Annotated in this window: 10 protein-coding genes; 6 read left to right on the top strand and 4 right to left on the bottom strand. The window is 57.0% G+C overall.

The window, feature by feature from the left end; genetic code table 11:
* Nucleotides 1-339: 339 nt before the first annotated feature.
* From F1542_RS04220 to F1542_RS04210, 3 genes are all read right to left on the bottom strand, one after another.
* Nucleotides 340-1,407 carry a nitronate monooxygenase family protein gene (locus F1542_RS04220; RefSeq protein ID WP_193731938.1) on the bottom strand — a complete coding sequence of 356 codons (1,068 nt, stop codon included), beginning with the start codon at nucleotides 1,405-1,407 and terminating at the stop codon, nucleotides 340-342.
* A 281-nt stretch (nucleotides 1,408-1,688) separates the two neighbouring features.
* On the bottom strand, nucleotides 1,689-2,804 hold the full coding sequence (locus F1542_RS04215) for a metallophosphoesterase (RefSeq protein WP_193731937.1): 1,116 nt from the start codon (nucleotides 2,802-2,804) through the stop codon (nucleotides 1,689-1,691).
* Between the two features lie 252 nt (nucleotides 2,805-3,056).
* On the bottom strand, nucleotides 3,057-4,037 hold the full coding sequence (locus tag F1542_RS04210) for an SDR family NAD(P)-dependent oxidoreductase (protein ID WP_193731936.1): 981 nt from the start codon (nucleotides 4,035-4,037) through the stop codon (nucleotides 3,057-3,059).
* A 120-nt stretch (nucleotides 4,038-4,157) separates the two neighbouring features.
* Here F1542_RS04210 and F1542_RS04205 point away from each other — a divergent pair, with 120 nt between their 5' ends.
* Nucleotides 4,158-4,739 carry a TetR/AcrR family transcriptional regulator gene (locus F1542_RS04205; protein WP_193731935.1) on the top strand — a complete coding sequence of 194 codons (582 nt, stop codon included), beginning with the start codon at nucleotides 4,158-4,160 and terminating at the stop codon, nucleotides 4,737-4,739.
* Between the two features lie 171 nt (nucleotides 4,740-4,910).
* Here the strand turns inward: F1542_RS04205 and F1542_RS04200 are convergent, their stop codons facing one another.
* The gene (locus F1542_RS04200; protein WP_193731985.1) at nucleotides 4,911-5,729 is read right to left on the bottom strand and encodes a mechanosensitive ion channel domain-containing protein; all 819 of its coding nucleotides are present in this window, start codon (nucleotides 5,727-5,729) and stop codon (nucleotides 4,911-4,913) included.
* A 506-nt stretch (nucleotides 5,730-6,235) separates the two neighbouring features.
* Here F1542_RS04200 and F1542_RS04195 point away from each other — a divergent pair.
* The 5 genes from F1542_RS04195 to F1542_RS04175 all read left to right on the top strand — a co-directional run.
* Complete coding sequence (locus F1542_RS04195; RefSeq protein ID WP_193731934.1) at nucleotides 6,236-8,653, top strand: TonB-dependent receptor; 2,418 nt, start codon at nucleotides 6,236-6,238, stop codon at nucleotides 8,651-8,653.
* 12 nt (nucleotides 8,654-8,665) lie between these two features.
* Nucleotides 8,666-9,769: a glycerophosphodiester phosphodiesterase family protein gene (locus tag F1542_RS04190; protein ID WP_193731933.1), complete on the top strand. Its 1,104-nt coding sequence runs from the start codon at nucleotides 8,666-8,668 to the stop codon at nucleotides 9,767-9,769.
* A 650-nt stretch (nucleotides 9,770-10,419) separates the two neighbouring features.
* Nucleotides 10,420-11,919, top strand: a complete 1,500-nt coding sequence (locus F1542_RS04185) for a carbohydrate porin (protein ID WP_193731932.1) — start codon at nucleotides 10,420-10,422, stop codon at nucleotides 11,917-11,919.
* A 141-nt stretch (nucleotides 11,920-12,060) separates the two neighbouring features.
* Nucleotides 12,061-13,560 carry a glycerol kinase GlpK gene (gene glpK / locus F1542_RS04180; RefSeq protein WP_193731931.1) on the top strand — a complete coding sequence of 500 codons (1,500 nt, stop codon included), beginning with the start codon at nucleotides 12,061-12,063 and terminating at the stop codon, nucleotides 13,558-13,560.
* Between the two features lie 35 nt (nucleotides 13,561-13,595).
* Nucleotides 13,596-13,991, top strand: a 396-nt coding sequence (locus tag F1542_RS04175; protein ID WP_193731930.1) for an MIP/aquaporin family protein, incomplete at its 3' end; no start/stop codon positions are given.

Genomic DNA, 13,991 nt, shown 5'->3' with positions numbered 1-13,991 from the left:
CGTTCCCCCTGACCTTCTCGATTGGGCTATCGGTCACAGGGTCGGGCTGTTCGAGATACCACGTTATTGGAAAGTCTATTCAGTCGACGTGGAACTGGTCTTTTCGATCAGAAAAAGCGGTCTGTCCCGCATGTAACTGGCACCGAAGCAACGGCCTGTTTCTGCCCATCAGTTACTGAAAACTGCTGCATGGCGCGGGATCAACTGGCATCGTAAAACCAAGGACGGTTCGGCAGCACGTTTTGCAACCGTGCGTATCTGCGTTGCAGAAGGCCCAGCCCAGCATACCTGGCAGCGGTGCGACATCCTTGAAGTTAGCAACGCCGGGCAGGTTGGCGATTATGTCTTTAAATAACGTGCCCTGTGCAGTTCTTCCTTCAGTTTGTCCATGAGCTGACCCACCGGCATAGCCCGGGCCAGTGCGGCGCCCTGTCCGGCCCAATAAGCACCAAAACCACTTTCACCACAGTTTCTGGCGGTTTTGTTGAGTGCTTTCCCCGCATCATAGGCAATGGGGTAATCGGGAACCTGTGGAATGCCGACACTGTCACTCAGGCCCGTAAACCGGTTTTGAAGACAGCGCGCAGGCCGTCCTGAAATAAGATCGGTCATGCGTGTATGAAACGCGGCCGGTCCCGCCAGAGCCTTTCGGTAATCTTCATCCGCGCCTGTCTCCGGACAGAGAATGAAGGCCGTGCCCATCTGTGCCGCGACCGCGCCCAAGGCAAGTGCAGCCGCTATACCCGCTCCATCCATGATACCGCCTGCGGCAATCACCGGAATGCGGCATTTGCGCACAAGAAGGCGGGTCAGGGTCAATGTTCCCAGGGCATCGTCGTGACCCGCCGGATCGAAAATGCCACGATGGCCGCCCGCCTCGATCCCTTGCGCTACAATCGCATCCATCCCTGCGGTCTCGGCAGCGCGGGCTTCCTCCAGGCTGGTGACCGTTGCCAGCAAGACGGCACCTGTCGCCTTCAGGGCCAGGATCTTCTCAGGCAAAGGAAGTCCGAAATGGAAACTGATGACCGGTGGCTTCATGTGCACAAGCATGTCGAGCATGTCTGGATCATCATTGAAGCTTCGGTATATGGGATGCAGGCTGGCTGGCGGAACTGCATTGAACGCGGCAAACAGCGGTTTCAGCCATGTCAGCCAGGCCCCGTCACGGGCCGGGTCGATTTCCGGTGCCTTATGCGCGAACAGATTGACGTTGAAAGGGGCCGCCGTCTGCTGGCGTATCTGGCAGATCATTTTATGCGCGACTGAAACACCAGCGGCCCCTACCCCGATTGAGCCAAGTGCCCCGGACTGAGAAACCGCAGCAGCAAGGGCCGGAGTGGAGACACCGGCCATCGGTGCCTGTACCAATGGAATTGTAAGGCCGAGCTGTTCAGGCCAGTTCATTATCGTTTTCCATCGCGCCAACCGGTTTCTTTCTTACCCTGATGGGAGTTCATCTCGTTGGATACGGCGTTCAAAACCATATCATCACGCCTTTCCCCAGCCCGCTCTTATCCTCAAGCGCAACGAAGTTCTGGTCCAGCCGATCATATTACGCGCATCCGTGTTTACTGCGTAAAAAGAGGTCCCCTGCAGGACCGAACGGACAGGATCCATCACCCGAACGATACAGGAAATCGCATTGGAATATTGAAATTTTCAAGCACAGGATAAAGTTCATCCCCTCACCCCGCACGCAGGGTGAAACGGGTGATCTCGGATGGCCTGCCCAGCCGGAGCGCGAAGCCCGGCCATAGCCCGGTGCCATTGCTGACATAAAGCACCATGCCACCCACATCGTAGCGCCCGGAGACAAACCCGCTGTTGCCGCGCGCGACGAGACGGTCGAGGCCAACAATCATCCCGCCATGTGTATGCCCCGACAGTTGCAGGGCGACATCCCGTACGGCCGCTTCACGCGCGTCCCCTGGCTGGTGATCAAGCAGTATGATCGATGCCCCGTCGGGACGACCTGCAAGGGCTGCAGCCAGATCGGGGCCAGCCTGCCCATGCGCGGGTGCTGACCGGTCGGTAACGCCCGCAATGACCAGCCTGGCCCCTGCCCTCGTTATGACTACATGGCAGTTCAGCAGCATGTGGAAGCCCAGTTTCGACAGGTGCTGCATCCAGTCGGTGTAATCGAAGAAATATTCATGGTTTCCCGGGATCGCCAGAACGCCGTCCGGCGCATGCAGCCCCGCAAGCGGTGCCACGTCGGCACGACGCATGGCCACCGAGCCGTCAATGAAATCGCCTGTTACGACAATCATGTCGGCACCAGCCGCGTTGGTGCGCTCGACAACCGCCCTTGCCCATCTGGCGGGAAATAGCCGGCTGATATGCATGTCGGTCAACTGGACCAGCCGATAGCCGTCAAACGCTGGCGACAGGCCGGGAATGGTCACGCTTACATCCCTGACTGGCGGCACACGCAGCGCATTGGCAACGCCAATTGCGGAAAGTCCCCCGGCAATGCTGCCCACAGCCATCCGTGCTGCCACCGGGATACGCACCGGCTGCCACGTTACCAGCGCAACCAGCAGCGCACCGATATCAAGCGCGATCTGGAACAGCATGAGAAACGCGATCGCCCCGAACGCCCAGTTGAACAGGATGACAACAGGCCGGGGAAATTCTGGCGCGAAGACCGAACCCGAGGAAAGCCGGGACCAGTAATGGTAAAGGGCGGCGATGACCACCAGAGCGGCCGCCATTATCTTCAGCCCGAGGGGAAGAGGTAGCGGCCAGAGCCAGTTGAGGATCACGACAAGAAGGGGCAGACCGAAAACAACAAGGCGCATTACAATCAATATCCTAACACGAAAGCGCAGGGAGATGCCTTTCGTCCCCCTGCACGCACGTCACACATATCGGTAAGTGACTGTTTGAAACGTTAGCCCAGAAAACATCTGGCAATCATAAGGAAGTTTTGGGTGAAGCTTTTTTCAAAAAGCTTTGGAAAACGTCGCCTTTTTGAAAAAAAAGGTGGCGCCCAAAAGCTTTTATTATTTCTTATCAATGAGTTGTTTTTAAACAGTCTTTAAACGGATGCTTCAGGAGAATTTCTCCCCGACCATTTCCTCGCTTTTGGCCCATAGCGCCTCGGCATGCACGGGATCCACTGCATAGGCCCGCACGCCCGCACTGACCAGACTGATCGGCTGGTCATCAGGCACGACTGGGCTTACGTGGCAGTCTTCGCAGTAATGACCGCCAACCGCGTCAGCCGCTCCCACCACGCCTGCCCAGACGGACGTGGCCGCGCCCTGCGGAATGGTCTTGAACTGGAACGGTGGCTTGCCTTCTGCCGCAGCCTGTTCATTGATCCGCGCCACCATCGCCTCAATGCCGCCTGCTGGCATGTAACGCGTCAGTTCGGTCAGAATCCCGCCCGGATGCACCGCTGTAGCGCGCACGCCGCGCGCGCGGTGCCGTGCGTCAAAGGCGACGGCAAACAGGATGTTGGCTGTCTTGGAGCGGCCGTAGGCGAGGAACGGATCATACGGCGTATGCTCGAAATTCGGGTCGTTCAGGTCCACATCCGCAAAGCGATGTCCGGCCGAGGACACGTTGACCAGCCGCGCACCGGTGCGCATCAGCCCCGCAATGCGGTTGACGAGGACAAAGTGCCCCAGATGGTTGGTGCCGAACTGCGTCTCGAACCCGTCCTTCGTATGGCCAAATGGCGTGGCCATCACGCCCGCATTGGCGATCACCAGATCGAACGGAAGGCCGGCTGCGTTCAACTGATCGGCGCAGGCGCGGACACTGCCCAGATCCGCAAGGTCAAGGACGACCAGTTCGAAGCTCCCTCCCCCGCGCGCGCCGTCCGCATGGACCTGCGTGGTGGCATGCCCTGCTTTTTCCAGATTGCGCGCGGCACCCACCACATGGGCGCCATGGGCTGCAAGGGCGCGCGCGGTTTCAACGCCCAGACCGGCAGAAACGCCGGTTACAAGCACGCGTTTGCCCTTCAGCGATACGCCGGAGAGGACATCTTCCGTTGTCGAGCTTGCGCCAAAATTCTGTGTCATGGGGAAACTCCCTGAAAGGATGCATCCGTTTTTTGCCGAAATGGCCTGCGGGATGTTATATGGAGTGTGGCTCCGCTTTATATATGCGGAGGATTGCTCCGTTTAACAAGAGGGAAACCGGTGACCGACGAAAAAAAGCCGCGCCGCCGACCGCGCAGCGATGGACAGCGCAACAGGACAAACCTGCTGAACGTGGCCAAGGCGGCCTTTACGGCGGGAGAAACCGATATTCCGCTGGACGAGATCGCCCGGCGTGCCGGCGTGGGCATCGGAACGCTTTACCGCCATTTTCCCAATCGCGATGCGCTGATCGAGGCGGTCTATCGCGCTGAACTGGACCGCCTTGCCGATGCCGCACCGCTCCTTGCCGCGCAGCATCCGCCGGTGGAGGCGCTGCGGGCATGGATGCGGCTGTTTGTTGACTATATTGCCGCCAAGCTGGTGATCGCCCCTGCCCTCAACGGGCTGGCAGGCGGTACGGGCACGCTCTACGCCCAGTCCGGCACCGTTTTGCAAAGTGCGATTGACGGGCTTGTAGCGGCCGCTGTGGCCAGTGGCGACATCAGCGCGGATATCGAGCCGGTTGACCTGCTGCGTGCGCTGGCCGGGGTTTCGAACTACGCCGCTGGTCCCGGCTGGGAGACCAGTGCGAAGCGTCTGGTCGATATTCTCATCGCCGGGTCACGGGTGTCGACATCATAATGCGCGGAGAACGCTATCGGGCCTATTCATGAAAGACAGGCAGCGCGACAGTGACCATTGCCTGACGTGATGGATACGTTCCTGCCCCTATTCCTTTCAGGGGTAAGCTGTCTCCTGCATGCTACATCAGTATTGTCAGGCTTCAGGGCGTGACCCTGAAGCCTGCTTTGGTCATGCAGCGCTCCGCGCCGTTACCCCAAGACGATAGCCTTCCTTCTGAAGTACCTTGATTGAGGATTCGGAATATTTCGCGACCAGTGCAGACACGTCACCGGGCGCACACCAGAACCCCAGCGTGACCTGAATGTTTGCAGGCTTTGGCAGAAAGGAAACGGATGGTGCGGGGACTTTCAGTACCTGCGCGTCATTTTCCGTAAGGCCAAGCAGCAGTGCGCGTGCCTTGTCCATGTCGTCCTGGTAATCAATCAGCAGGCTGACCGAGCCAGCAAGCCGGTCTGATTCCGAACTGTTGATGACAATGTTGTTCGATAATGTTCCGTTAGGGACGTAAATAATCTCATTATTGGCATCAAGCAGCACGGTGCGGAACATTTCGATCGATGTAACCGTTCCCGAACTGCCGCCTGCCGTAATCGAATCCCCTACCTTGAACGGACGGAACAGCAGGATCAGCACGCCACCCGCAAAGTTGGCAAGACTGCCCTGCAATGCCATGCCAACTGCCAGACCGGCAGCACCCAGAACGGCCACGAACGATGTTGTCGCAATGCCGACCATGGATGCCACACTAATCAGCAGCAGGGCTTTGAGAAACAGCCCGATCACACTCAGCAGAAACCCGCGCAATGTCGGTTCTATATGACTGGCCTCCATCATCCGGCCCGTTGCCCGCGTTACGGCGTTGACCAGTTTCCAGCCTACGAAAAGAACGATCAGGGCCAGGAGGAACTGACCTGCATACCCCAGTAGAAGAGGGAGTAATCCGTCTACCTGCTCCAGAATTGAATGAACCTGCTTTTCCATGATTATCCCTGATGTATGTTTTTCTGCCCTACGTGGTGGCGTATGCCATCTACTTCATTTCATATCGTAAGATATTTTATGCCCGGTCGTCACCACGACGGTCTTACAAAATAATTTCAGGAGCGATCCTGTTCCCCCGGCACAGGATGAACCTTTCGGAATGGCCATCTGAATTAAATGAAGCCTGAGCGGGGCGGGCGTCGATCATGTCTTGCAGGAAGGCATGCGAGATGCCCGGAATGATGTGCAAGCCGTTACAGGTGCCACAGGCACAGTGGTTCCCTCTGCGCCCATCGGGCATCCGTTTATACAGAAACGATCCATATCGATCTGGGATCATCCCAAGTAACTTTGAAAACTTAATTCCCGATAGGACCATTTGAAATAAAAAATTCATAATCGATCAGTTTGTTTTTGACTGTGTGTGGCGGGGCTGCCTCGTCATAAAAAGTTCACATGAAATTCAGTCAACAATTACTTAGACGGAAACCTGCCTTTTATATTGCAGGAAAATGTCTGTGGTACCGAAATTACTGCGTAACAGTCGTATCGCTTTTGGCCTGTTCAGTTCTGTTCTGGCTCTCTCCACGGCACATGCTCAGACCATTCAGCCTTACATAAAGGACCGGAAAGCCGACCGGACATCCGCCCAGACAGTAAAAACGGTTAATAAAGGCATGCAGGCGCCTGTCGGCAATGTGGAACAGATCATGGCCACGGCCAAGCGCTCGCGCTCGGAGCAGAGTGTCAACCACACCCAGTTGCAGCGCCTCCTTCCCGGCATAAACCCGCTCAAGGCGCTTGAAATCCTGCCGGGCGTCGTGTTTGAAAATGCTGACCCATGGGGTAATAACGAACAGAATTCATCGCTTTATATTCATGGTTTCAACCAGAACCAGCTTGGCTTCACCCTGGATGGCGTCCCGCTGGGAGATCAGTCCTATGGCAACTATAATGGCCTTTCGCCCCAACGTGCGGCGCTGAGTGAAAATATCGGTTCCGCTTCGGTTGCAACCGGGTCTGGCGCATTGGGCACGGCCTCGACCAGCAATCTTGGCGGCTCGCTTGAATTCACCACACAGGACCCCCTTCATAAGGCCGGGGGCCAGATATCCCAGACATTCGGCAGTTGGTCGACCTTCCGCACCTTTGCCCGCGTGGATACCGGGGATTTCGGCAATGGCAATTCCGCCTATTTCTCATGGGCGCGTCAGGATGCGCGGGCATGGGACTTTGCCGGGCATCAGGGGGGCAATCAGGTCAACGCCAAATTCGTGCATCAGGGTTCCAAGGACAAGATTACGGCTTTCTTTGACTGGTCGGACAAGGTCGAGCCCAACGAGGATGGCGTTGTCGAGCCGGAAGGGGGAAGCCTGTATGTCCGGCCCTTCCTTTACCCAAATCTCAACCAGGCTGTTAATTATTACAATTCAAGCGCCTACAAGAACGCGGGCCTGAATTATCGCAATTATTATTCCGATGCGCAGCGTGAAGATTTCCTGGCCTATGTAAAGTGGTCACATACATTCAATTCCCACCTGCGCTGGGACAACCAGATCTATTATCATCACGATCTGGGTGAAGGCGTGGTGGCGGGGCCGATCTCGGCAGCCGGCCTGCCCACATTGTTCAGTGCCTATTTTCCCAACAATTCATCCAGCCAGCTGTCCGATGTCTTCGGCGGATCGGGCATGGCCACGCGCACGACGGAATACTGGGATAATCGCGGCGGCATCATGTCCACATTGCATTATGATGTCGGGCATCATCATATTGAACTGGGCGGCTGGTACGAGCGCAACAACAATACACAGGCGCGCCGCTGGTACGCATTTGACATCAACGACCCGACCACACCCTATGATCGCCAGTCCAATCCCCTGATCCACCAGTACACCAATTATTTCTATACCAATACCTGGACCGCCCACCTTCAGGATAGCTGGCAGATCACCAGGAATTTCAACCTGAACGCAGGCTTCAAGTCCGAACTGGTCTATACGGACGGCACCCTGCCCGTGGCCGGACTGCCGGGGTCGCTTTCTCCCGCTACGGCGCGGACCATTCCCGGCGGCCGGATCGCAACGGTCAGGCCGTTCCTGCCCGCCTTTGGCGCCTTGTGGAACATTACGCCGCATGAACAGTGGTTTGCCAATATTCAGGAGAACATGCGTTCATTCCAGGATACGGGATATGGCAATGCCAGCCCGTGGGGCATGACCAGCCAGGCTGCATTTGAACTGTTCAAGAAGGAAGGCAAACCCGAAACGGCGTGGACTTACGAAACCGGTTTCCGTACCAACCGCCGCCTCAAGGCCGGTCCGCTTACCAATATCAGCGGGCAGATCGAATATTATCACGTCCACTTTTCAAACCGCCTTCTGGCGGTGTCATCCACGCCCACCATCGCCTCGATTGTGGGAAGTGCCACAGTCCTGACCAATGTCGGTTCGGTTTCCACCGATGGCATGGACTTTTCCTTTACCGCCCAGTTCGGGCCGCATTTTTCATTCTACAATGCCCTGTCCTATAACAAATCCGTCTATAACGACAATTACATGAGCGGCACCACCCTGGTTCCGACGGCAGGAAGGAATGTTGTCGGAATACCCAACTGGACGGAAAAATTTGTCGCTTCCACCAACTGGGGCAATTTCTACGCCCAGTTCATCGGGGATGTGATCGGCAAACGGTATACGACCTATACCAATGACCTGTCGGTAAAATCATATGCGCTGTTCAGCATCAACGCCGGGTATACCATTCGTGGCATTCCACATGTGCAGGGCCTGAAGGTACAGGGCAATATCACCAACCTGACCGGCACCCGTGGCTGGTCTACACTCAGCACCACGTATGCCAGCGGGCAATACTCCGCCTATCCGATTGCACCGCGCATGTTCTTCCTGACCGTGGGCGCCAGTTTCTAGGAACGCAGGTTCATGTTGACACGTAGACAGGCCATGACCGGCACCATGATGGGCATGGGACTGCTCCTGGCACGCAATACCCATGCCGCGCCCGCGCTCGCGCCGGTACCGCTGCTCATGGCGCACCGGGGGGCGTCCGCGCTGCGGCCCGAACATACGCTGGCGGCCTATGCCAGGGCCATCATGGACGGGGCCGACTATATCGAGCCTGATCTGGTGCCCACCCGTGATGGCGTGCTGGTTGCCCGCCACGAAAGCAACATCACCGCCACGACGGACGTGGCGGCACATCCGGAATTCGCGTCACGCCGCCGCGTCCTGAGCATTGACGGCACGGAAGAGACCGGCTGGTTCACCACCGATTTCACGCTGGCTGAACTCAAGACCCTGCGTGCGAAAGAACGCCTGCCCACGGTGCGTGCCCACAACACCCGTTATGACGGGCATTTCGATATCCTGACATTTGAGGAAGTCATCGATTTTGTCGCCGCCGAAGCCGCGGCCCGGGGGCGTGTGATCGGCCTGATACCCGAGATCAAGAATTCCACCCATTTCCACAAGCTGGGCCATACACCCGAAGAAACGTTCCTGCATGTGATCGCGGCGCATGAATATACCCGCACCTGCCCGCTTGAGGTACAGTCCTTCGAGACCACGAACCTGCGCCTGCTCCATGGCAGGGTGCAGGCCATAAACCCGCAGGCCCGCCTCATGTTCCTGATGGGCGAGCGTACGCAGTCGGTGCCGGACACGCTGGGTTCGGCCCATCCGCTGACCTTTGGCGATTTCATGACGGCCGAAGGCCTGAAGCGCGTGCGTGAATATGCCGATGTGATCGGGCCATCCAACACGGACATCATACCGCGCGATGCGGCCGGGGCCTGGCGTGAACCGACAACACTGATTGATGACGCACACCGTGCCGGGCTTCTGGTCCATTCCTATACCTTCCGGCCGGAAAACCGTTTCCTGCCCGCGCAACTACGTGATGCCAGGGGAGATGATGCACGTAACCCCGAAGGCTCGATCGCAGAAATCCGTCGCATGCTGGATATGGGACTGGACGGTTTCTTTACGGACGATCCGGGCATCGGGCGTATGGCCATGCGCAACTAGCTCTGTCAGGTCGGGATACACCGTTGGCATAATCAGGGATTTTACCAGCCTGTTTCATGATGTCGCGACCGGCTGGTCTCATATCGGCAGGATTGCGGCATCCCGGATGTCCTTTAAGCCATGAGGCAACGTGTTCGATGGGGGATATCCAACCCGGAACGCGTTGCCAGCCGCGCCTGCAGGCACACCAGATGCCTCTGGACAGTATTCCCGGCGACTTGCCCTGAACAACCGAAATCATAAGGCGGTCATGCTGCCTACGTTCTGCGATCATAAGCACGTTTATGGTGAAGCTGTTTTTTCAGAAAGCTTCGACAGGACGCCACCTTTTTGAAAAAAGGCGGCACCCAAAAGCTTTTATTTATAGCGATAAGTTATTTTTAAACAGTATTTTAGGGATACAGGGCATGTCGTCGGGATTCCGGCGGGATCAACCGCACATCATCGGCATAAAACCATTCTAAATTAGATAATAACTTACTTTATGAGTTTAAATATATATTTAAATCATTGCAAATATAAGATGATTAAATTATTCACTAAATTGTGTTATTCATGAATTAAATCTTTCTCATTTGTAAATCGATACACATCCTGTTCCCGATAACCGAACCCGTGGCCCAGACCCGCCCGGGAGGGGAGAGCAGACAATGTGTGTCATCACGACATGCGCCAAGAACGAGAACAAGTCTGCAATAACATGGAACAACTTTCCCGCCCTTATCAGGCTGCTGGCCGTTATGGTGGGAATGCTGTTCGCCGGTTGCATGCTCACTTCCGAAGTATTGGCCCAGACAGAAACCGCCAAGACCGCCTTTACGACCCATTACGAACCCACGGCCTTTCCCATGACCGAAAGCGGACAGGTGGCAATCGGCCCCCTTGTGCCCATGCTGACCGCCTCCCCCCACCTGTTCGGGGACTGGGGCGGCATACAGCCATGGCTGTCCAATCGGGGCATTTTCCTTAATGTTACCGTCAATGAAGAATATATGGGCAATATTACCGGTGGCAAGCAGCGCGCCAACGTGCTGGCCGGTCAGGTCGCGGGCGCGCTGGACATAGACTGGCAACGCCTGGCAGGAATTCCATCCTTCTGGACCCATATGCTGGTCATCAACGGACACGGCAACAGCCTGTCCAACGCCATGGGGGATTCGGTCACCAATCCTGAAGAAATATACGGTGCGCGCGGTAACGTGGTTGCCCATCTGGTGGACATGTATGCTGACAAGGGTTTCCTGCGCGATCGCATCATCCTGTCGGTCGGTGTCATACCCACAGGCAGTTTTTTCAATCAGGATTATCTGGCCTGTTCGTTCATGAACGTATCGGTGTGCGGCAATCCCGCCCCATCCAAATACGTGCCGGGTGGACGGGACTGGCCTTCGGGCAACCTTGGCGCGGTCCTGCGGGTGCGGCCCACGCTGCGTACTTACATCATGGGGGGCATCTTTGCCGTCAGCCCCCACGCCTATAACGGTGGCATTTCAGGCTGGGCACTGGGGCAGGACGGACTGGGAAAGCTTTCCTCCCAAGTGGAGATCGGCTGGAGCCCCTCCTTTGGCAGGCACCACCTGCTGGGGCATTACAAGATCGGGTACTGGTACGACAATTCCCGTTATCCCAACCTGTATGCCGACATAAACGGCAATTCGTTTCAGGCGACAGGCCTGCCGCGCCGGTATGAATCCGGCATGAACGCGGCATGGCTCATGTTCAACCAGATGATCCACCGAAGCGGGGACGGCCTGGCGAACGGCCTGATCGTGATCGGGGGTGTTGATTATACACAGGGCAGCCAGGTGGCCATGCGCGATCATGAATGGATCGGCCTGCTGCAAAGCGGCACCCCCTGGGGTCGCCCGCTGGATCAGATAGGCGTCATGTTCCAGTATATGGAAATGAGCCACACCGTGGCCCTGCAGCAGGAATCCTCACTTGCGCTCGGTCTGCCCTACCTTCCCAACCAGTGGGGCGCCGTCTACGGCATACAGAGCCATGAAAACGTGTGGGAAGCTTTCTACAGCATCCATGTTGCCCGTGCCACGGCCTTCCAGCCTGATTTCCAGTACCTGCAGCGCCCCGGGGCCACGACAACCTTCCATGATGCAGCGGTGATCGGGTTCCAGTTCACCACCAATCTCTGAAGTTTTGCCGCAGCAGATATCCTGAATGCCTGCGGGAAGAAAAGGCGAATATGATTTTCACACCGGTTCATAATAAAATTTAAATAAAACCGGCGCTGTGAAACGTTATTGCAGAAGATAAAAACAAAAAAGGAATGCAGCATGACGGAATACGTTGGCGCGATAGACCAGGGCACAACCAGTTCCCGGTTCATGATATTCGACCGGAAGGGAACAATCGTTTCCGTGGCGCAGAAGGAGCACCGCCAGATCTATCCCCAGCCGGGCTGGGTTGAACATGATCCAATAGAAATCCTTGAAAATACCAGTGAAATGATCGGTGCCGCCATGGCGCGGGCCAATCTGGGTGCGGGCAGCCTGGTATCGGTGGGCATTACCAACCAGCGTGAAACCGCCGTCCTGTGGGACAAAACAACGGGCCAGCCGCTGCATAACGCCATTGTATGGCAGGACACCCGCGTGGACCAGCTGGTCCACGAATATGGTCGTGATGGGGGGCAGGACCGCTTTCGCGCCATTACCGGCCTGCCGCTGGCAAGTTATTTTGCGGGCCTCAAACTGCGGTGGCTGCTGGATAATGTGGAAGGCGCGCGCCAGAAGGCCGAAAGCGGGCAGGCCCTGTTCGGCACGATAGACAGCTGGCTTTCATGGAACCTGACGGGAGGCGCCCGGGGCGGTATCCACATTACCGACGTGACCAATGCCTCACGCACCCAGCTTATGAACCTGAAAACCTGCGCGTGGGATGAGGACATGCTCAAGGCATTTTCCATCCCTCCCGCCTGCCTGCCCCGCATTGTACCATCATCTCAGGTATATGGCACGATCACCATTCCCAGCCTGCAGGGCACGAAACTGGCCGGCATTCTGGGCGACCAGCAGGCGGCCCTGGTCGGGCAGACCTGTTTTTCACCGGGAGAGGCCAAAAACACCTATGGCACCGGATCGTTCCTGCTGATGAACACCGGTACCGATCCGGTCCAGTCCAAGGCAGGACTGCTGACAACGGTGGCCTACCAGTTCGGCACGGAAGAACCCCGTTACGCGCTGGAAGGTTCCATCGCCATTACGGGCGCACTGGTGCAATGGCTGCGCGATAACCTGAAGCTGTTCGACCTGGCGACACAGATCGAACCGCTGGCCCGCAGTGTGGCGGATAACGGCGGCATCTATATCGTTCCTGCGTTTTCCGGACTGTATGCACCATACTGGAAGGAAAATGCCCGTGGCACTATTGTGGGGCTGACCCGTTACGTCACACGCGCGCATTTTGCACGCGCAACGCTGGAGGCCACGGCCTATCAGGTGCGCGATGTCGTGGCCGCCATGGAGGAAGACAGCGGCATCATCCTGAGCAGCCTGAAAACGGATGGCGGCATGGTGGCGAATGAACTGCTCATGCAGTTTCAGGCCGATATCCTGAATGTGCCGGTTGTCCGTCCGAAAGTGGTGGAAACGACCGCGCTGGGTGCTGCCTACGCCGCAGGTCTGGCCGTGGGTTACTGGAAAAATATCGATGACCTGCGCGCCAACTGGGAAGTTGACCGCACCTGGCAGCCCACAATGCCGCCGGAACAGCGCAGCCGCTACCTGGCATGGTGGAAGAAGGCAGTACAGAAATCCTTTGACTGGGCCGAATAAACCGGTTCCAGATCAATACATAAGGAAACAGGCCAATGAATCGGGTATTCCTGGGTGAGCTTATTTCCGAAGCTCTTGCCGTATTCATCATCATTGCTTTTGGTGATTCAGTAGCAGCGATGTACCTTCTCTACGATCCCAGCCCTTACCTGCACGCCTACTGGGGGGTGTGTATCGTATGGGGACTGGGGGTCACCGTGGCCATCTATGCTACCGGATCGGTTTCGGGCACGCATGCCAACCCGGCGGTGACCCTTGCCCTGGCCACTTACCGCGCGTTCCCATGGAAAAAGGTGGTGCCTTACTGGATGGCGCAGATCGTGGGTGGCATTCTGGGGGCCGCGCTGGTTTATGCGCTGTATTACCCCGTAATCGACCACTTCAATGACGTACACCAGTTGACCCGCGGGGCGGGTCAACGGGTGTACGTC

The sequence above is a fragment of the Komagataeibacter sp. FXV3 genome (genome assembly GCF_015155755.1).
Taxonomy (GTDB): domain Bacteria; phylum Pseudomonadota; class Alphaproteobacteria; order Acetobacterales; family Acetobacteraceae; genus Komagataeibacter.
The sequence above is the reverse complement of the archived record's forward strand: the minus strand, read 5'-3'. Positions and strand labels throughout refer to the sequence as shown.